Source organism: Polynucleobacter sp. IMCC30063 (assembly GCF_021395235.1).
In the GTDB taxonomy this organism is placed as follows: domain Bacteria; phylum Pseudomonadota; class Gammaproteobacteria; order Burkholderiales; family Burkholderiaceae; genus Polynucleobacter.
This window is the reverse complement of the sequence record NZ_JAJVCQ010000002.1, coordinates 20729-40223: the sequence shown is the minus strand read 5'-3', so window position 1 is coordinate 40223 and position 19495 is coordinate 20729. Positions and strand designations below refer to the sequence as shown.

At 45.2% G+C, this 19495-nt stretch carries 21 protein-coding genes; 2 read left to right on the top strand and 19 right to left on the bottom strand.

Annotated elements, in window-relative coordinates:
- Nucleotides 1–4: 4 nt before the first annotated feature.
- The 4 genes from LZG75_RS04860 to LZG75_RS04845 are packed head-to-tail and all read right to left on the bottom strand — an operon-like array spanning nucleotide 5 to nucleotide 3474.
- Nucleotides 5–1174, bottom strand: a complete 1170-nt coding sequence (locus LZG75_RS04860) for a UxaA family hydrolase (protein WP_233924385.1) — start codon at nucleotides 1172–1174, stop codon at nucleotides 5–7.
- Between the two features lie 43 nt (nucleotides 1175–1217).
- Nucleotides 1218–1499 carry a UxaA family hydrolase gene (locus LZG75_RS04855; protein ID WP_304610428.1) on the bottom strand — a complete coding sequence of 94 codons (282 nt, stop codon included), beginning with the start codon at nucleotides 1497–1499 and terminating at the stop codon, nucleotides 1218–1220.
- A 29-nt stretch (nucleotides 1500–1528) separates the two neighbouring features.
- Entirely contained in the window at nucleotides 1529–2539 is a 1011-nt protein-coding gene (locus LZG75_RS04850; RefSeq protein WP_233935815.1) for an Ldh family oxidoreductase, read from the bottom strand.
- A complete protein-coding gene (locus LZG75_RS04845; protein WP_233935812.1) occupies nucleotides 2536–3474 on the bottom strand; it encodes a hydroxyacid dehydrogenase in 939 nt (312 codons plus the stop codon). Before LZG75_RS04845 ends, LZG75_RS04850 begins: the two co-directional genes overlap by 4 nt.
- Before the next feature lie 127 nt (nucleotides 3475–3601).
- On the opposite strand from LZG75_RS04845, the gene LZG75_RS04840 reads away from it, so the two are divergent.
- On the top strand, nucleotides 3602–4603 hold the full coding sequence (locus LZG75_RS04840; RefSeq protein WP_233924358.1) for a tripartite tricarboxylate transporter substrate binding protein: 1002 nt from the start codon (nucleotides 3602–3604) through the stop codon (nucleotides 4601–4603).
- 70 nt (nucleotides 4604–4673) lie between these two features.
- Here LZG75_RS04840 and LZG75_RS04835 read toward each other — a convergent pair whose 3' ends face one another.
- The 13 genes from LZG75_RS04835 to LZG75_RS04775 all read right to left on the bottom strand — a co-directional run bounded on the left by LZG75_RS04835 (nucleotide 4674) and on the right by LZG75_RS04775 (nucleotide 16017).
- Complete coding sequence (locus LZG75_RS04835) at nucleotides 4674–6404, bottom strand: L-aspartate oxidase (protein ID WP_233924357.1); 1731 nt, start codon at nucleotides 6402–6404, stop codon at nucleotides 4674–4676.
- Nucleotides 6404–7015, bottom strand: coding sequence for a fumarate hydratase C-terminal domain-containing protein (locus LZG75_RS04830; RefSeq protein WP_233935810.1), 612 nt, complete (start codon nucleotides 7013–7015; stop codon nucleotides 6404–6406). The genes LZG75_RS04835 and LZG75_RS04830 overlap by 1 nt, the downstream gene beginning before the upstream one ends.
- 21 nt (nucleotides 7016–7036) lie before the next feature.
- Nucleotides 7037–7912 (bottom strand): fumarate hydratase, encoded by an 876-nt coding sequence (locus LZG75_RS04825; protein WP_233924355.1) that lies wholly within the window; start codon nucleotides 7910–7912, stop codon nucleotides 7037–7039.
- A 6-nt stretch (nucleotides 7913–7918) separates the two neighbouring features.
- Nucleotides 7919–8281 (bottom strand): succinate dehydrogenase, cytochrome b556 subunit, encoded by a 363-nt coding sequence (gene sdhC, locus LZG75_RS04820; RefSeq protein ID WP_233924354.1) that lies wholly within the window; start codon nucleotides 8279–8281, stop codon nucleotides 7919–7921.
- A complete protein-coding gene (locus LZG75_RS04815) occupies nucleotides 8281–8667 on the bottom strand; it encodes a succinate dehydrogenase (RefSeq protein ID WP_233924353.1) in 387 nt (128 codons plus the stop codon). The genes sdhC and LZG75_RS04815 overlap by 1 nt, the downstream gene beginning before the upstream one ends.
- On the bottom strand, nucleotides 8652–9383 hold the full coding sequence (locus LZG75_RS04810; protein ID WP_233935808.1) for a succinate dehydrogenase/fumarate reductase iron-sulfur subunit: 732 nt from the start codon (nucleotides 9381–9383) through the stop codon (nucleotides 8652–8654). Before LZG75_RS04810 ends, LZG75_RS04815 begins: the two co-directional genes overlap by 16 nt.
- Nucleotides 9384–9405: 22 nt before the next feature.
- Complete coding sequence (locus tag LZG75_RS04805) at nucleotides 9406–10413, bottom strand: galactitol-1-phosphate 5-dehydrogenase (RefSeq protein WP_233935806.1); 1008 nt, start codon at nucleotides 10411–10413, stop codon at nucleotides 9406–9408.
- An 8-nt stretch (nucleotides 10414–10421) separates the two neighbouring features.
- A complete protein-coding gene (locus LZG75_RS04800; protein WP_233924350.1) occupies nucleotides 10422–11189 on the bottom strand; it encodes an SDR family NAD(P)-dependent oxidoreductase in 768 nt (255 codons plus the stop codon).
- The gene (hisD, locus tag LZG75_RS04795) at nucleotides 11186–12499 is read right to left on the bottom strand and encodes a histidinol dehydrogenase (protein ID WP_233924349.1); all 1314 of its coding nucleotides are present in this window, start codon (nucleotides 12497–12499) and stop codon (nucleotides 11186–11188) included. The genes LZG75_RS04800 and hisD overlap by 4 nt, the downstream gene beginning before the upstream one ends.
- Before the next feature lie 120 nt (nucleotides 12500–12619).
- Nucleotides 12620–13690 carry an ABC transporter substrate-binding protein gene (locus LZG75_RS04790; protein ID WP_233924348.1) on the bottom strand — a complete coding sequence of 357 codons (1071 nt, stop codon included), beginning with the start codon at nucleotides 13688–13690 and terminating at the stop codon, nucleotides 12620–12622.
- Between the two features lie 27 nt (nucleotides 13691–13717).
- Nucleotides 13718–14515, bottom strand: a complete 798-nt coding sequence (locus LZG75_RS04785) for an ABC transporter ATP-binding protein (RefSeq protein ID WP_233935804.1) — start codon at nucleotides 14513–14515, stop codon at nucleotides 13718–13720.
- A 3-nt stretch (nucleotides 14516–14518) separates the two neighbouring features.
- Nucleotides 14519–15304 carry an ABC transporter permease gene (locus tag LZG75_RS04780; RefSeq protein WP_233924346.1) on the bottom strand — a complete coding sequence of 262 codons (786 nt, stop codon included), beginning with the start codon at nucleotides 15302–15304 and terminating at the stop codon, nucleotides 14519–14521.
- Nucleotides 15301–16017: an ABC transporter permease gene (locus LZG75_RS04775; protein WP_233924345.1), complete on the bottom strand. Its 717-nt coding sequence runs from the start codon at nucleotides 16015–16017 to the stop codon at nucleotides 15301–15303. The genes LZG75_RS04780 and LZG75_RS04775 overlap by 4 nt, the downstream gene beginning before the upstream one ends.
- Nucleotides 16018–16222: 205 nt before the next feature.
- Here LZG75_RS04775 and LZG75_RS04770 point away from each other — a divergent pair, with 205 nt between their 5' ends.
- Nucleotides 16223–17260, top strand: coding sequence for a LacI family DNA-binding transcriptional regulator (locus LZG75_RS04770; RefSeq protein ID WP_233935802.1), 1038 nt, complete (start codon nucleotides 16223–16225; stop codon nucleotides 17258–17260).
- Here LZG75_RS04770 and fdx read toward each other — a convergent pair.
- Nucleotides 17257–17595 (bottom strand): ISC system 2Fe-2S type ferredoxin, encoded by a 339-nt coding sequence (gene fdx / locus LZG75_RS04765; protein WP_233924343.1) that lies wholly within the window; start codon nucleotides 17593–17595, stop codon nucleotides 17257–17259. The genes LZG75_RS04770 and fdx overlap by 4 nt on opposite strands.
- Nucleotides 17596–17604: 9 nt before the next feature.
- Entirely contained in the window at nucleotides 17605–19470 is a 1866-nt protein-coding gene (hscA, locus tag LZG75_RS04760) for a Fe-S protein assembly chaperone HscA (protein ID WP_233935800.1), read from the bottom strand.
- Nucleotides 19471–19495: the final 25 nt, after the last annotated feature.

Sequence of the window (19495 nt, the reverse complement as noted above, 5' to 3'; positions counted from 1 at the left end):
TAGCTTAAGCAGATTCATACAAACGCGTCATCACAAATTCACGGTGACCTAAAATTTCTGCTGCCGTTAATTCGCCATTAGCTGTACGCATTAAAGCATCTAATAATTTATCACCCGCAGAATCTAAGGTTTCTTCACGCCGCAATATTCCCGACACATCAACATCAATATGCTCTGACATGGTACGTACTGTCATTGGATTAGCGCAAAGTTTAATCACCGGTAGAATTGGATTACCAATTACATTACCTTGGCCAGTAGGAAACAAGTGGGCTGCAAAACCAGAAGCGGCACATAAAGTGACCATTTCGGCAGCGGCTGAAGAAGAGTCCATAAAATGCAAGCCCTTCATTGCTGGAACTTCAGCTTTATCCAATACGCCATCTACAATGCATTTCTTACCGATTTTCTGAATATTGCCTAAGGCTTTTTCTTCAATCGTGGTTAAGCCGCCAGCAATATTGCCTTTGGTTGGTTGTGAATCCGATAAATCGCTGGTTTTATTCCGCTCAATCACATCTTGATAGCGATCGAACATAGCGCGAAATTGTTTTTTAACTTCTGGTGTGCGGCAACGTGCCTCAACCAAGTGCTCACCACCAGTTAATTCAGTAGTTTCACCAAACACAAGCGTTGAGCCAATTTCATATAATTTATCGAAAGCATTGCCTACTGCTGGGTTTGAAGCGCAACCTGAAGTGGTATCAGATTCGCCGCATTTGGTTGAAACCCATAACTCCGATAATGGCGCTGAGACACGCTGTTGCTTAGAAGCATGCTTCATCATCGCATAGGCGGCTTTACTCGCACTAGCAATGGTAGCCGTATCGCCATTACGCTCGATCCAAAACCCTTCAACTGGTTTGCCCGATTTTTTAATACCCTCAACTACTTTGCCAGTCCATTGGGGCTCGATACCAATTACCACCACGCCTGCTACATTCGGATTACAGCCTGCGCCAATTAGGGTACGGAAATGCAATTCCAAATCGGCACCAAACTGCAAGCGACCATAAGGATGGGGAATGGCAATCGTCCCTTTAATATTGTTAGCCACCGCTTCGCAGGCAGCATTCGACAAATCATCCAAAGGCAGGATGATGACATGATTACGAATACCCATGCGGCCATTTTCACGACGATAACCCATGAAACTTGCGTCTTTTAAATTCATCATTTTTTATCTCTTTCTTTTACTCTGATCAGGCGTTTATCAATTACCAGCGCTTGGTCTTTACATTTTGAACATGGGTATGCTCGCCTTTTTTAATCGGCGCAACCACCTTACCAATATCAACCCCATATTTAATAATGGTGTCACCGGTCTTTAAATCTTGGAGGGCAATTTTGTGCCCAATAGGAATATCGCTCTCAGATTTAATTGTGACAGTGCTGTCCCCATCCATCACCCAACCAGTTAAGTCGGTACCTGCTTTAACACCCTCAACCACCACTACGCCAACGACGTCTCCTGGCTCATGCACGACGAAATGTATCATCAACTTCTCCTTTAAAAATCATTTAATTATTAAATCTTCCACGACTGCTGAATGCCAGCCTGAATTTCCTCCAGTAAAGCATCGGGTACTTCGGTTCCAACTAAAAATGCTGCTGCACGTAAATTAAAACGGCGCTGCCCTGGCAAGCGCACGGCACGATCTTGTGCTACTTGCGCAAGAAAATTGTTCATGCGGCTTTGAAAAATACCTTTGCCAGAAAGGCCGGGATCAATCGTAATCAGTAGCTGACCAAGGCGCGGACGATTGCCTTTAGCGTTAAAAAAGGAATCAGCCTCGTATGAAAATTGACTGCCAGATAAGCCAACTACTAGTAACTCAATGACAAGTGCTAATAAAGCGCCTTTGTCTCCACCTAAAGGCACCATTAAACCTTGTAAACCAGCCTGCGGATCCGTCGTTGGCTTGCCATCAGCAGTGAGCGCCCAACCTGCGGGTATCGCTTCGCCTTTTTTGGCTGCAAGCAGCAATTTACCCCGCGCCACTGCTGAGAGCGACATATCGATGACCAATGGATTGCTGTTGAGTACAGGAAAAGCAGCGGCCAAGGGATTAGTACCAAAAATGGCCTTACTTCCACCAGCCATCGGCATCGCTGCAGGGGTGTTGCCAAATAATAATGAAATATAACCAGCTCGTGCCGCAGCCTCGGTGTAATGCCCTGCCACGCCAAAATGATGGCTATTTGTTACAGCAACTATACCAATACCAAAGTTTGCAGCCAAGTTAACCGATAGGTCAGTGGCAAAGCGTAAGGCAGGAAAAGCTAAGCCATCGCGTGCATCAACTAAAGCTGCCGCCGATTTGAACATTTGTACTCGGGGACTTGCCTTGAGTGCAATCCGCCCACTCTTCGCATGCCCCGCATATTGCGCTACGCGCGCTAGGCCATGGGACGCTAGACCATCGGCTTCAGCTAGAGCTAAAAATTGCGCAGTTTCATATGCTGATTTAGCATCAATCCCCGCCGCTTGCAAACCTGAAGAGGCTAAATCAACGATTTGCTGAAAAGTAAGTTTCATATCGCCGAAGACCGAAAAAATTGGTTAACTTCTGTAGCAATCAATTGGCTCACCCGCTCATTACTTTCCACTGTCACTCCAGCAATATGCGGGCTTAAAATGAGATTTTCTAGGCCGGAAAAATGGCTTAAATTTTTGGCAGGCTCGCCCTCAAAGACATCGAGCGCAGCGCCGCCTAATTTTCCTGAGCGCAAATGTTCGGCCAAAGCGAGTTCATCGACAATACCGCCGCGCGCAGTATTAATGAGTAAAGCGCCTTGCTTCATCAAGCCCAAGGTTGCATGAGAAAACAAATTTTTGGTAGCGGGCAAAAGTGGTAAATGCAAACTAATGACATCACTACTAGCAAGCAAATCATTCAGGGGCAACAAAGGGATAGCCTGCTGCCCAATTTCAACCGCAGCCCCCGTTAACATCGGATCGTACGCCACACATTGCAAGCCAAAGGCATGCGCCTTATGAAATACCACCCTACCAATACTGCCAAATCCCACAATACCTAGCGTTTTGCCTGCCAATTCGTGGCAAATAGAAAAACGTGGCCGCGGCCACTTCCCTGCAAGGGTTTGCTCGGTAGCTGGTAAAAAACCACGACCCAAAGCAATAGCTGCCCCCAGCACGTATTCAGCAACCGATTCAGCATTTGCTCCAGTTGCAGGTATGACCTTGATATTGCGCGCAGCGCAAGCAGGTAAATCAATGTTTTCTAGACCCACCCCTAAGCGCCCTACCACCTTTAAGTTTGGTGCAGCAGCTAATAATTCAGCATTCACTTGAGTCAGATTACGCACAATTAATCCCTCAACATGCTGCAGTGAAGCAATTAAAGTAGCGGGCTGTTGATAGCTCTCCGGCTCGTAATGGACTTGATGGTGGGTTTTCAGGGCTGCCAAGGCTTGGCTAGAAATAAACTCGGAGATAAAAATAATTGACATATCTAAATCATATAGATGATTTAGATCACTTGCAATACCTAAGGATATAGTTCATAGTTACTGCAAGTGCTAAAAAGTAAGAAAATTAAAAAGTATCAATATAATTTATCCTCTTGGAGACATCAAAATGCTGTTAAATCAACTACTTAGCAAACTTCGTACACAGCTTGCTTTTATCTTTACGCTGTTTGGCGGAATTTTTTTACTCAGCTATGGGCCTTTAGGCCAAGCGCAAAGTTGGCCCGATAAGCCGATCAAGTTAATTATTCCATTCGCCCCAGGGGGAACGACAGATATTTTGGGTAGGGCTTTGGCGCAACAACTCTCCATCGTCCTGAAACAAAATGTCATTATTGAGAATCGGGCTGGCGCGGGCGGTAATATTGGCGCTGAAGCAGCAGCAAAAGCTCCGGCCGATGGCTATACCCTGATTTTGGCTTCAGGCAGCATGATGACTGTTAATCCATTTTTATATAAAAAAATGCCAGTTGACTATGCGAAAGACTTAACTTACATCACGACGGTTGCTGGCGGCCCCATGGTCTTGGCCGTCAATCCCAAATTACCAGTCAATAATGTCAAAGAATTAATTGCGCTAGCTAAAACGAAGAACTTAAATTTTGGTTCAGCAGGAATTGGCAGCCAAGTACATATGGCAGGTGAAAATTTTATTTATGCTGCCGGCATTCCTGCTACGCATATTCCTTACAAGGGTGAAGCGTTAGCAATGAACGACCTCATTGCTGGGCAAATTGATTTTATGCTGGGAAATTTTCCAGCAACCAATGGTTTTGTTAAATCCGGACAAGTTAAAGCATTTGGTGTCACTAGCAAAGCGCGCATGAAACAATTGCCTAATGTGCCTACCGTTGCAGAGGCTGGTGTACCTGGATTTGAAAATAATGGTTGGTTTGCCTTAGCTGCACCCATGGGCACACCGAATGTAATTCTTGAAAAGATTTACAACGCCACCGGCAAGGCCCTAGAGTCTGAAGCAATGCAGGCTAGCCTAGAGCAAAATGGTTATGTTGGTTTTCTAACTAAGCCAAAAGAACTTGAGGCGCTAATTAAGGCCGAGTCGGCTACTTGGGATAAGGTAATTAAAGCCCGCAATATTCAGGCGCAATAATTTTGATTAACCCTTTCAGCTAAGCTGATTCATTTATTTGTATAAAGCTTAGCTGAATTACGCCTCTAAATTAAGCTTCTAATAAGATAGTTTCGCCAGGTTGAACACGCGTAAACATTACCTGGCGATTTTCAATATTGAGTTGGCCCTGGCGTAGATTAACTACAGTGTAATAAGAGCCTGCTAAATCACCCGCTTCTGGGAAGTCTTCACGATAATGCGAGCCTCGGGAATTTTCACGAGCGATCGCAGCTTCATTAATAGTGCGACTCACTAAAATTAAATTGCGTAAATTTAGCCAATCTTGCCAAGTCAAATTGAACTCGCGAGAATCGTTACCTACCCCAATGTCATTTAATTCTGCAGCTAATTGATCTAATCGCGTACGCGCCTGCAATAGACTTTCTTTGCTGCGCGAAATACCCACATCATTCCACATACAATCTGCCAAGGCATCGCGCACTGATTCAATATTGCCCTGTACTGGCCTTAAAGGGGCTTCGTGTTCTTTCATACTGGTGATTACTGCATTCATATCGCAAGGTAATAATGATTTACCCAGTACATATTGCGCCATCGTCTCGCCAGCAATACCGCCAAAGACAGTGGAATTAGCCACCCCATTGCCGCCCAAGCGATTGGCACCGTGAACACCGCCAGTATCTTCACCTGCCGCAAATAAGCCTGGCAAAGCAGTGCTGCAATCGGCGTTAAAGACTAAACCGCCCATCATGTAATGTGCAGTTGGTACGACCTCAACTAAGTCACCCGCTAAATCAAAACCACTATCAGCGCAACGCTCTACCATGCCTTTAAATAGTTTGCGTACATTCTCCGGCCCTAAGTGGCTCATTTGTATATAGACCCCGCCGTGCGGAGTGGCGCGCCCTGAACGAATTTCAGTATTAATGGCCCGTGACACAATATCCCGCGTGGCCCGTTCATTGCGAGAGTCGTAATTACTCATAAAGCGCTCTTGCTTGCCATTTAACAAATATCCGCCTGCGCCTCTTAAACCTTCTTCTAAGACCGTCCCCGTCATTCGTGTTCCTGGGCCAGCTAACAAGCCGGTAGGATGAAATTGCACCATTTCCATATCGCGCAATTCAAGGCCAGCACGTAATGCCATAGCTAAACCATCGCAACTCTTGTCACCAGAAGGTGTGTGGTATTTATACATAGTAGGACCGCCACCAGTGGCTAACAAAACTGCCTTCGCGCGCACCAAGATAAATTCACCAGTACGCATATCGAGCATCAATACACCCGCTAACGATGTCCCATCGGCACTACGAATTAACTCGATAGCCCGATATTCTTCGAGGCGGTGAATGCCGCGCTGCCACACCTGCTCAGCTAAACGATTAATAATTTCAATACCCGTTAAGTCACCTTTATGTACCGTACGATCAAAAGTTTGGCCAGCAAAGGCTTTTTGATGAATCGTCCCGTCGGGGTTGCGATCAAAGAAACATCCCAGCTCATTTTCTAACTCATGAATACGTTCAACCGCAGTACTGACTAAAGTCCACGCTAAATCTTGGTCTGAGAGCCATTTACCACCCTCGATCGTATCCATAAAATGCCGCTCTACCGAATCACCTTCGGCTAGCGCAACGTTATAGCCGCCTTGAACCATGCGGGTACAGCCGGATTTTCCCAATAAGCCCTTCACGGCAATCGTAATTTGTAAATTCGGATTTGCTTGATGGGCATGCAAAGCGGCAAATAAACCAGCACCACCTGACCCTAAGATGAGAATATCGGTTTCAATTATTTTCAATGGAAGAGTGGCATTCATCAAGAATCAATTCCCAAACTTTTCAATACTGCTAGCTTATTAATATTTACTTCGCTTTGAACATTTTGATAGATGCTGCCACCATAACTATCCATCGCAACTAATAAAGGGCCAAAATCACGAATCTTAAAGCGCCACAAGGACTCAGGATTTAAGTCATCAAGATCGACATCTTCAATTTGCTCAATCCAGGTCGTTTCTAGCGCAGCGGTGCCCCCAATAATGGCAAGATAAACGCCGCCAAATTCAATAAAGGCTTTTGCTGAGCTTTCACGCAAACCGCCTTTCCCAATGATGATGCGCACGCCATTTTCTGCCATTAATGGTTGGGTGAAGCGCTCCATCCGATCTGAAGTTGTGGTGCCAATGCAAACAGGTTCATAGCCTACGGGAAACTCTGTGCTAACTGCTACCTTACGAACATTGGGTGCAGTATGAATAACTGCATGACCATGTAAATCAAAACGGGTTTTTCGGCCCCGATCAAATAAATGAATTTGCGTAGCATCGCGAATACCGAAGAGCGTATTTTGCAGCGTCACCGTATCATTAATTCGTAGCTGACGAATCGCGGTTTCACTAACGGGAGTAGCTAGTTCGTAATGGGCCATTATAAACTAACCTGCGAGTGTTTAATACCCATATACAAGACCAGCTGGCGTAAAAGTAGCCCGCGCACGACGGGCTGAATGACATTGCATATTTACAGCTACAGGATTCATCGTAATATGGGTTGCAGCTACTTCAACCTGCACTGCAAATGCCGTCGCATCCCCCCCTAAGCCTTGCGGTCCAACTCCCAAATGATTCACCGCAGCGCTTAATTCAGTTTCCAATAAAGCGCCGTCAGTATCACTACAGGCTGTTCCCAATGGCCGAGTCGCAGCTTTTTTTGCCAATGCTACACATTGGTCTGAAGTTCCACCAACCCCTACACCCACAATGGTTGGTGGGCAAGTTTTACCACCAGCGGCTACCACACACTCGATCACAAACGCTTTAACACCTTTCATGCCCTCAGCTGGAATCGCCATTTTCAAGAAGGAATTATTTTCTGACCCGCTTCCCTTGGGAATCATTTCAATCACCAATTTTTCCGCATCCGCCATAAAATCAAGATGAATTGCTGGCATTTCAATACCGCAAGAGGTATGGTTGTTTTTACGAGTGATTGGATGAACCACTGAAGATCGCAGTGGATATTCACGGGTGGCACGTTCACAACCTTGTCGAATTGCCGCTTTTAAAGCCATGCCATCAACCTGTACGTTACTGCCAATCTTCACATTATAGATTGGTAAACCGGTATCTTGACAGAGCAAATTATCGTCGCGCTCGGCAATTTGAATATTGGTAACCATCGTTTGTAAAACGACTTGTGCGCGGGCATCGGTCTCGATCGCTTTTAGTTGTGCTATGCCCTGCTTAATATCATCGGGCAGCATCTTGAGCGCGCGAATATATAGCTGCTTACAGGCTTCTTCAACTTCCTTAAGATCAACTTGCATAAAAGACTATTCGCTTCCAAGATATAAAAATAATAAGCCACAGGCGATCGCCAAAATAATGCCCAACTGAATAGAGCCTTTACGTAAGCCCCGCCAGGGACCAAACTCAATCATTAATAAACGAATACCGCCAGTTAAATGTAAAGTTAAAAACATCACTAAAATCCATTCGCCAATTTTAAAGATAGGCATCTCTGTCAGACGTAAATATTGCTCAAGACCAGCCTGGCCTCGCAAGGACTGAGATAAAACAAAAAAATGGAGAGGAATAAACAAAGCTAAAGCTAAGCCAGATAAGCGATGTAATAAATACGCCCAATACGAAAGATGCGTTTTAGAGCGGAAGGAAACAACTGGCCGACTTTGCATTAGCTTGCGCCTCCTACTGCCAAACCCCATACTGCTGCGCTACCTAAAACAAGAATTAATCCGGCTAATAACCAAGCAAAAAAAATACTCCATTTCGACTGCGGAAAATGTTCTTGCAGAATATTAGCTAGACCAATGGGCGCATGAATAAAGCATGCTAAAACGAAAATTTCATAAAAGATGGCGAACAACCAGTTCCCTTGAGTGCGCCCTAAAATTTCACCTGCCGTAAGACCGCCTCGAATAGCATAAAAAATAATCGCTAGGTGAATTGCAACGCAGATACCTAAAACCATCGCGCTAATACGTTGCAGGTACCAGAGCTTAGCTTGCCTTACCCCGCCAGCTATCGATAACTCCTTACTTAAGTTTAGAGCTTGCCCCACTGGCTTCCCTTCATCGCCGCACGGCCAACTAATTTCTTTAAGCCAGCAATGCCAGCAGTAGGCTCTAGGGCCTTCGGGCAGCGCTCTGAACATTCTCCTTGGGTATGGCAGACATGACAACCCGCATCCCCAGCTACCGCTCTTAAGCGCTCGAGCTGCGAAGTATCACGCACATCATTGACTAATGTCCAAGCCCGATTCAATGCTGCAGGCCCTAAATAGGCTGGACGCAAGGCAACCACATCGCAAGAGGCGTAACATACTCCACAGCCAATACATTCAATACCGGCATTCGCTAACTGGCGCTCAGGGGAATCAGGTACCACAGTCGCAAAATCATCAAAACGGGTTTTATTACCTTTAAAAAATCCGCGCGCATCAGTCCATTTAGTAAAAAACTCGCGCATATCGGTAGCAAGGTCTTTAATCACTGGCAAGTTATTGAGGGGGGCAATTTCTAGGCTATCGCCATCGACGATATGCGAGACATGGGTACGACAGGTCCAACGCGCTTTACCGTTAACTGTCATAGCACACGAACCACACATTCCTACTCGACAAGCAAAGCGATAGCTCAATGTAGGATCGAGTTTACGTTGAATATAGGTAACCACATCCAAAACGGTTTGATTGGGGTTACGCGGCACTAAATACTCGACAAATTCGCCAGTTTCAGCACCACGCCAAACTTTAACTTTCAAGGCTTGCTCAGACATAAAGCAGATTATCGCAAATTAATTACAAAAATGGTTTAAGCAATACCTTTGCAGCGGCAGTTTTACCGGCATGAAGGTCAGCAAAGGCTTGGGGGCCCTCTTGTAAACCCCGTTTTTCTAGCCAACTAAGGTCGCCAAACACCCCATCATGGAGGAATTGCACCGTGGCCTGTAAATCAACGGTGGAATAGGTATAGGTTCCTAGTAAAGTAATTTCTGCGAGCGTGAGTTTACGCATATCGATTTCACTAGCCCAATCTTGTAGACCGACATGCATGACCACTCCACCTGGCTTCACACTGGCAAGAGCCAACTTGCGTGTTGCTGCACTACCAACACAGTCCATCACAAAATGATAATAATTTTCTTGCGCTGGTACTTCGAGTGGATTAAAAGTATTGCATGCCACTTGTTTAGTAATTGAGGCTCTGCGCAAAGCATTCACTTCAGCTAAATCTAAATGCAACACACCATCATGTTTTAGAAGCAGTGCTACTAACATCCCAATAGCACCACCACCGATAATCAGTACGCGCCCCTCTTGAATCGGTCGCTGTAAGGCCTTCACCGATAAATTGATAGCATGTACTGCCGTTGCAGCTGGTTCAGTTAACGCTGCCGCATCAATATTCATATCCACCGGCAAAGAAATTAAAGAGCTTGCGGGAATACTCATAAATTCAGCAAACGCGCCCGGTCTGGTCATACCCACCATCGTACGATTGGCGCATAAATTATTTCTGCCCTGCAAGCAATATTCACAAGTGCCACAGGTAATCAGGGGATTTCCTGTTACGCGTTTTCCCACAGGAAAAGCGGCAGCAAGACTCTCGACTACCGTTCCAGCAAATTCATGGCCCATCACTAATCCAGGATTTCGCCGCGGGTCGTGGCCATGAAAGGCATGCATATCACTGCCACAAATCCCAACAGATTCAATTTTTAATACCACTTCATGCGGCACTAATTCTGGATAAGGGCGCTCTAGAAATTGAATTTCATTTGGCTGGGTATAAACCAAGGCTTTCATGGGAAATCCTAACTTGAGGTATAGCCACCATCGAGCATGATGGTTTGACCAGTTAAATAGGCAGAAGCATCGCTAGCAAGAAAAATGGCTAGGCCATATAAATCTTCTAATTTGCCATTTCTACCGACTGCAGTGCGGCTAGCGTGTAATTGGACTAATTCAGGATTAGCAAATACAGGTGCGGTTAAGGCTGTCGGAAAGAATCCTGGGCCTATGGCATTGCAAGTAATGCCATGCTTAGACCATTCTTGCGCAATGGCACGCGTTAATTGCAAAATACCACCCTTAGCAGCGCCATAGGGAGCGCTATTTGGAAATGCCCGATAGCTTTGCAAGGAAGCAATATTAATAATACGGCCCCAATGTTGCGCTTTCATACTTGGAGCAAAAGCTTGAGTGAGAAAAAATGGTGCCGAAAGCTGGAGATGAATTTGTCTTTCCCAGGTAGATGCTGAAACCTGCTCAAAAGATTCCCGTAAATTAATGCCAGCTGCATTCACCACAATATCAACTGTTGGATGTTGAGCCAAAACTGTACGACCTAATTTTTCAGCAGCAGCAATGGTTTCTAAATCGGCCACATAATATGAGGCCTTAATACCCGCTTGAGTTAATTTAGCGACCGCCTCAACTAATAATGACTCGCGCCGCGCTACCAAGATCACTTCTGCGCCCGCTAGGCCAAATGCTTGCGCCATTGCCTCACCAATTCCACTGCTACCACCAGTAATCAGCGCAGTACGATTTTTTAAAGAAAAGAGATCGAGGGGATTCATAATTCGACAGGCACCCCTAAATCATGTTGTTCGCCCGGAAAATATTTCGCCAAGCGGTCATCGGCTGTTCTGGCATGGGCTTCCATGCCTTCTAAGCGACTAATACGTGCAGTTACTAAGGCCATCTCTTTACTTGCGGCACGTGTCATTGTTTGCCAAGTCAAGGTTTTCATAAACTTATGTACCGACAAGCCACCCGAATATCGTGCCGCTCCTTTCGTCGGTAAAACATGATTGGGGCCGCTCGTTTTATCGCCGAAAGCAACCGTCGTTTCTTCACCAAGAAAAAGCGATCCATAGCAAGTTAAATGCTCTAGCCACCAATCAAGCTCTTGAGCGTGCACCTCAAGGTGTTCACTCGCATAGCGATCAGAGATGGAAACCATCTCATCTTTAGAGTCACACAAAATGACTTCACCGTAATCGCGCCATGCGCAAGATGCCGCATCTTTAGCAATGGGAGGCAAGGTATTAATCATTTGTGGCACCAACTCCATGACCTGCTTGGCTAAGACCGCTGAAGTGGTAAAAAGCCAAGCGGGTGACTCATGTCCATGTTCTGCTTGACCAACCAGATCACTCGCAACAATGTTTGGATCCGCAGTTTCGTCGGCAATGATGGCGATCTCCGATGGCCCTGCAAACACGTCAATTCCGACTTTGCCAAACAAAGCGCGTTTGGCTTCCGCCACAAATTTATTGCCAGGTCCCACCACTACATCTGCCGGCTTTCCAGTAAAAAGTCCAAAGGCTAATGAGGCAATGGCCTGCACACCGCCCAAAGTCATGATGACATCAGCACCAGCGGCTTTAAATGCATACAAGACATAGGGATGAATTCCGCCGCCACGAAATGGACTCGAACACGCAATAATATTTTTAACTCCCGCCGCCTTTGCAGTCGCTACAGTCATATAAGCTGAGGCAATATGAGCGTAACGTCCAGCAGGCGCATAGCAACCAACTACATTTACTGGCATTACCTTTTGGCCGGCAGTAACACCTGGATGTAATTGGGTTGAAAAATCTTGAATACTTTTTCTTTGGGCCACGGCAAAATCATGCACCTGCTTCACCGCAAAGTCGATGTCGCGCTTAACCTCAGCAGGCACAGTCTGAATAATGGCCGCAATGGCCGCTTCACTCATTACAATCTCACCAGTCCAATGATCTAGCTTCTCTGCATACTCTCTTACCGCCGCTTCGCCCTCCCGCTCAATGCGCGTCAGCATGGCATGAGCCACTTCTTGAGCTGTGGATGTTTCGGTCTCTGGAGTTTTGCTCGCTTTTTTTAAAAACTGGATTGCCATTTCTAAACCCTTAAAAATCAATATAAGACTAATCTCAAAACTAGGGCAAACAACACCCTAGCTTCAAAATTAGCAAATTCAGCGTTTCACCATATTGATCTGGTGAAGATAAAAGATAAATTATTTCGCGTTATTGGCAAACTCACGTAATTTTTTATCTGCATTAACCATCTTCATATACTCATCGGTTATGTATTCACTAGCAGGCGGAACTGCTTGAATTGCACCAGTGGCAAGCATGAAAGCGCCAATTGCTGTGAACCAATCATCCATTAATGAAGGCCCTTTAGCACGATCCATCACCTTAAGCTCACCAGCCAGATCAAAAGTCGGACGTGTATCAAATTCTTTACGCATCGAGGCTTCCGAAATTGTTACACCGCCCTGCTCATAAAATTTCTTCATCAAAGCAATGGCTTGAGGTTTATTGGCATTCATCCATTTCCAAGTGTGCAAATATACTGCTAAAAATTTTGCAACCATTTGGGGATTTTCTTTAGCGTAATCGCCGCGTGCAATTAAAGCCCCGGGAACCACTACGCCCCCCTCTTTACCGCTACAAAGAACTTTACCGCCAGCCTTTTCTTCTAGGGTATAAATATTTGGTGCCCATAAGCCGCCAAATTCAGCATTTCCAGAAGACATGGCAGAAATAATTTCCGCCTGACCCATATTCTTAATAGTGACATCAGTTTTACTTAAGCCGTATTTCTTTAAGCAAGATTGCACCGCATAGTCACCGGTGGAGTTACCAGTTAAGACAATTGCTTGACCCTTAAGTGCTTGCTGGGGATTTTTTGCAAAAGCCTCAGCCCCTTTAGCGGTTGCTACTAACGCATTACCCGCAGACTCATCATTCGAGATACCAATGGTTTTAATGCCGAAGCGAACAAAGCCAAGGACAGCTGGAACGGATCCTGTAGCGCCAACATCCCACGATTTCGATGCCGAAGCAGCAATTTGCGGAACACCAGCTGGAAAGGTACTAAATTCGGGCTTAAGGCCCATTTCTGCCCACCAATTTTTTTCGCTGGCAATATAAAAAGGTAAGGCCCAATAAACCGCAGGCTGATAACTCACTTTAATTTCAGTTAGTTTTGGTGTCTGCGCTTGCGATAAGGTACTCACCGTCAGCAAGGTGCTCCCAATAATGCTCACTGTAAAGCCTAATGCAATTTTCTTCAACTTCATTTTGTCTTCCTCCGTTTACTTTTTAAATTAATGATCACTGCCTAAATTATGTTCCCGCAACAACCTCCAAATCGAACTACGTAATTTCACAAAAGAGGGTAAATCCATCACATCTTCAATCCGTGAATGACTATCCCAATTTTCAGCATCACGTATCGATTTAATGTCGATAATCTCTCGAATTAATCCTGGATGCCTTGACATAACAACGACCCGGTCAGCCAAATATACTGCTTCCTCAACCGCATGAGTAATAAATAAAACCGTTTTGGGATTTTTACGGGCCAGCCGAATTAATTCTTCTTGCATCACTACCCGGGTCTGTGCATCTAACGCCCCGAAAGGCTCATCCATCAACAATACCTCAGGATTTAAAACATAGGCTCGGGCAATGGCGACTCGCTGTTGCATGCCACCAGATAATTGATGTGGATAAGCGAGCTCATAGCCATCTAGGCCCATTAATTTAATTGCATCAGCAGTTCTGATGACTCTTTCGGCTGAATCGACGCCATTTGCTCTAAGGCCAAATTGAATATTTTCTGCTACTGTTTTCCAAGGAAATAATGCAAATTGCTGAAACACCACAGCGCGATCTGGTCCAGGGCCTTTTACTTCCTTGCCTCCTACCAAGACTTTGCCTTTAGTAGGCATATCCAGTCCCGCTACCATGCGCAAACAGGTGGTCTTACCGCAACCAGACGGTCCCACTATGGCAACAAACTCTTTATCGGCTACGGTTAAATTAATTCCACCAACGGCTAATACTTCTTTACCGCTTTGCTTGAAACTGCGTTGGGTGTCTTCAAAAACAATATTTGCCATAACTCAAATCTCTTGGTAACGGGTCGAAAATTTTTCAGCCTGACGTAACAAAATATCAATCACCAGACCTACTAAACCAATCGCAATCATGCCACTCATCACAATATCGGTACGAATATTCGATTGGCCATTGACCATCATGTAGCCTACGCCACTAGAGGCGACAATTAACTCAGCGCCTACCATTGCCTGCCAGCCCGTTCCCGTCGAAATACGTAAACCAGCCACAATCGCTGGAATGGCTGCAGGAAAAAGGACCTGCGTCATCAGTCTAATTTTGCCCGAGCCCAACATTCGGGCTGCTTCAATATATTTTGGCTCAACATAGAGGGCGCCGCGATATGTATTAATTAAGACCGGTGGGAATGCGCCCATAAAAATAATTAGGATCGGTCCACCTATACCAGTTCCAAACCATAAAGCAGCAAATGGGATCCAGGCAATCGGTGCAACGAAGCGGATGCTTTCAAAAAATGGCGTAATGATGCGATCAGCCCATTTAGACAGCGCCATTAATAAACCCAGTGGAATGCCAATCGCCACCGCTAATAAAAAACCATATAAAAACCGCTTAAAACTAGAAACAATATGGGTTAAAAGTGTGTAGCCAGAAAAGGGCTCATGAAGTAGCTTAATAAAAGTCAGTAAAACCTCATGAGGGGCAGGCAAAAATTGCCGAGGAGTTACATTGGCTGCCACTACTCCATACCAAAAACCAAAAAAACAGAGCAGGCCGACAATGGTATAAAACCACCACTCGCCTCGCCCTAGGTACTGAGTCATTTTCATACGGGCTTCCAAGGCATCGCCCACCGCTCTGCTTTAGCTAAGATCAGGGTCATTAACCAGCCACATAGTGCCACAGTAAACATGCCTACTAAGATCATGCCCGGATAAATATCTTGCGCAGCTTGGTGCAAAATCGAACCCAGACCAAAAGTGGCGCCAATTAATTCAGCAGCTACTAAGGTTGTCCAGGAGGCTTGCAACGATAAGCGCAGTCCTGTAAAAATCATGGGGAGCGCCCCTGGTAATATCACTTCGCGGTAATAGGTTAATTGCTTGATGCCTAACATTGCGGCTGCTTCACGCTGCGGCACCTCAATTGAGCGAACCCCAGTATAGGTATTAATCACTGCAGGAATAAAAGCGGCAATAAAAATCACCATTATTTTGGCCGCATCGCCTAAGCCTAACCAAACAATTGCCAAAGGAATCCAAGCCAATGGCGGGACGGGTCGTAGAGTTAAAAAAATCGGATTGACGAAAGCTTCAATGCGCTTATTAGCTCCCATCAAAATCCCCAACAAAACACCTAAAGATGATGACACTAAAAAACCTAAGGTTACCAAGAGGACACTCTGCAATATATGCTGATAAAGCAAGCCATCGCCATACCCCTTAAAGGTAATAATATTTAAAGAGTTCCAAGTTTCAGTGGGCGATGGAAAACGAAACGGCGCGATCAAGCCAGACCATTCAGTCAAAGCGAACCAAGCCACTAAGACACCCGCTATAAATAAAATAGGCCTAAGCAACTTTTTATAAATTTTGCCAACCCCCAAAAACAGAAAAATAGAAAATAAATGTAAGCGCTTTCATTTTAAGCATAAAAATGCTATAAATTAGCTCTATTCCTTAATAAATTACTTAGTATTTTCCCTAATACTCGTTTTCACTTGTACTTTCTAATAGCGTACGTCTGGCATGAAAAAACTGGCTAAGTCGATCACCATAAACCATGTGGCTAAAGCTGCGGGGGTCTCTACCGCAACTATTTCGCGTGCCTTAAATCAGCCCGAAGCTGTACGTCCAGCGCTGAAAGAACATATAGAAAAAACAATTAAAAAACTAGGCTATATACCCAATGCAAGCGCCCGCTCTTTAATGTTGCGCCGCTCAGGCACGATTGGCATGATCGTTCCAACTTTAGATAATGCAATTTTTGCCCAAGGTCTAGCTGCCTTCCAAGAACAACTGCTAGAGTCGCACTACCAGTTACTAGTGGCGAGCAGCAACTACGACCCTTATATTGAAGCCAATCAAATTAATAATTTATTGCTACGTGGTGTTGAAGGCATGGCTTTTTTTGGCATTAGTCAGCAACTCGAAACACTGCGGCTATTACAAAATCGGGGGGTGCCCTATATTCATATTGGCGCTTTAAAGGCGCCAATTTCAGGATTTTGTTCGGGCTTTGATAATCAGCAAGCGATTCAACTCGGTATCCAGCATTTATTGGACTTAGGACATATCAAATTTGGCATGATAGCGGGAATTACCGCAAATAATGATCGCGCCCGCGATCGCGTAAAAGGGAGCATCAGTCTTTTAAAGAAAAATAAAATTGATTTATTGCCTAGCTTAATTATTGAATGCCCGTACACCATTGAAGCAGCACGCGATGCATTAAAGCAATTGCTACGGATTGAGCCAAAATTGACTGCCATTATTTGTGGTAACGACGTTTTAGCCCTCGGCGCCTTACTAGAGGCAAGTAAACAAGGGATCGCTGTCCCTAAAAAATTATCTATCATGGGCTTTGATGATCTCGAGCTTTCGTGTCACCTCATGCCCAGCCTAACCACTATGCATGTAAATGCAAATTCAATGTGGCGAGAAGCAGCAAAGCATTTAGTTGCACAAATTAATGGCGTTCATGGCCTACCAAAAGAAATTAAAACGCCAGTTAACTTAGTCATTCGTGAATCGACTGGCAAAAGCCCAAAAAGCTATAAAAATTAGTGGTTTTCTTTAGCGTGATTAATAGAGTATTTAGGTATCTCAATCACTAAATCTTTTTGCCCCACAATGGCCTGACACGATAAACGGGACTGACTACTTAAACCCCACGCCCGATCTAACATATCGTCTTCATTATCATCAGGTGGATTCAAGCTATCAAGACCTTCACGTACGATCACATGGCATGTAGTACAAGCACAAACCATGTCACAAGCATGCTCAATTTCTACGCCGTTTTCCAATAGCGCTTCACAAATACTCGTACCAGGAACAGTTTCGATCACTGTACCAGCTGGGCAATATTCACTATGCGGTAAAACCACAATTTGCGTCATCGCGACCTTTTAAATTTCAGTAACATTTTTGCCTTTAAGGGCTTTTTGAATGCTCGCATTCATTCGCTTTTCTGCGAAGCCATCACTAGCCTTTGCTGCTCGATCAATGGCTTTACGCAAAATATCGCTATTCAGCTCTTGGCTTGCTGTTATTTTTAAGAGTTGCAATTCCACTTCCAGAGCAGCTCGCTCAGTCGAAGATAATAAATCCCCATCGCTTATCAGCGCAGCTTCAATTGCCTCAAACAGGCGTTGCGCACTAACCTGCTCTTCACGTAAAGCGCGGGCTTGAACGTCAATTTTGGCTGAAGAAAAGCCATCTTGTAGCATCCGCGTAATTTCACTGTCTGTTAGACCATATGAGGGTTTGATATCAATCGCCGCATGAGCGCCTGAGCCCTGCTCAACCGCCCTCACAGCTAAAAGACCGTCGGCATCAACCTGAAAGGTTACCCGAATACGTGCTGCCCCCGCGACCATCGGCGGAATGCCACGCAATTCAAAGCGACCTAAGGAGCGGCAATCTTGCACCAAATCACGCTCACCCTGGACGATATGTAAAGATAGGGCAGTTTGACCATCTTTAAAAGTTGTAAAGTCTTGGGCGCGCGCAACGGGTATTGGCGTATTACGGGGAATAATTTTCTCTACTAAGCCCCCCATGGTTTCAATCCCTAAAGATAAGGGAATGACATCCAACAATAACCATTCGTTATTTTTCGTTTGATTGCCTGCTAATAAATCCGCTTGCATCGCAGCACCTAGCGCTACGACTTGATCTGGATTTAAATTATTTAATGGCGCGGTACCAAATAGCTCGCCCACGGCGCGTTGCACATTGGGCATCCTAGTGGCTCCACCTACCATGACCACGCCTTTAACTTCATCTACTTTTAAGCAAGCGTCACGCAATGCTTTGCGTACAGCAACTAAGGTTTTACTCACTAAATTTTGGGTCATTTCAAAAAATTGGGCTTGGCTCACACCCACATTTACCACCGCGCCATCACTTAAGCTCAGATGTACTCTGGTTAGAGCCGCATGACTCAAATGCTCTTTTGCTGCTTTACAAGCCAATAAGAGTGCCCGTTGATCATGCAAAGATAATGGTGGTAATTTAGCCTGTTCAATAACCCAACAAAATAAGCGCTGATCAAAATCATCTCCACCCAAGGCGGTATCACCACCAGTCGAAAGCACCTCAAAGACTCCTTTACTCATGCGCAAAATCGAGATGTCAAAAGTACCGCCACCTAAATCGTAGACCGCATAAACACCTTCCGCACCATTATCTAAACCATAAGCAATCGCTGCTGCAGTAGGCTCATTCAGTAAGCGCAACACCTCAAGCCCAGCCAATTTAGCGGCATCCTTGGTAGCTTGGCGTTGTGCCTCGTCAAAATAGGCGGGTACCGTAATGACAGCACCCACAATGGGCTCAGCAACAGAATCTTCTGCTAATTGCCGTAACCTTGCCAAAATTTCTGCCGATACTTCAATCGGGCTTTTATCACCTGCAATGGTTCTCAACTTGAGCATGCCAGGTTGATCGACAAAGTCGTAAGGAGCATTTTCTAAATGAGCTATATCAGTCAAACCTCGCCCCATATAGCGCTTAACCGACACGATGGTATTTTTAGGATCTGTAATCAAGTGCTCTAAGGCCTCGAAACCCGCTTGAGTTTGCCCATTCGGCAAATAACGCACAACTGATGGCAATAATTCACGCCCTTGTGCATCGACTAAAATTTGTGGCAAAGCATTTCGCACCAAAGCCACTAAGGAATTAGTAGTACCCAAATCGATGCCAATGGCAATGCGCCGCTGATGCGGTGCAAGCGACATCCCAGGTTCAGCGATTTGTAAAAGTGCCATAATTGATTGTCAATAGACTGAATTA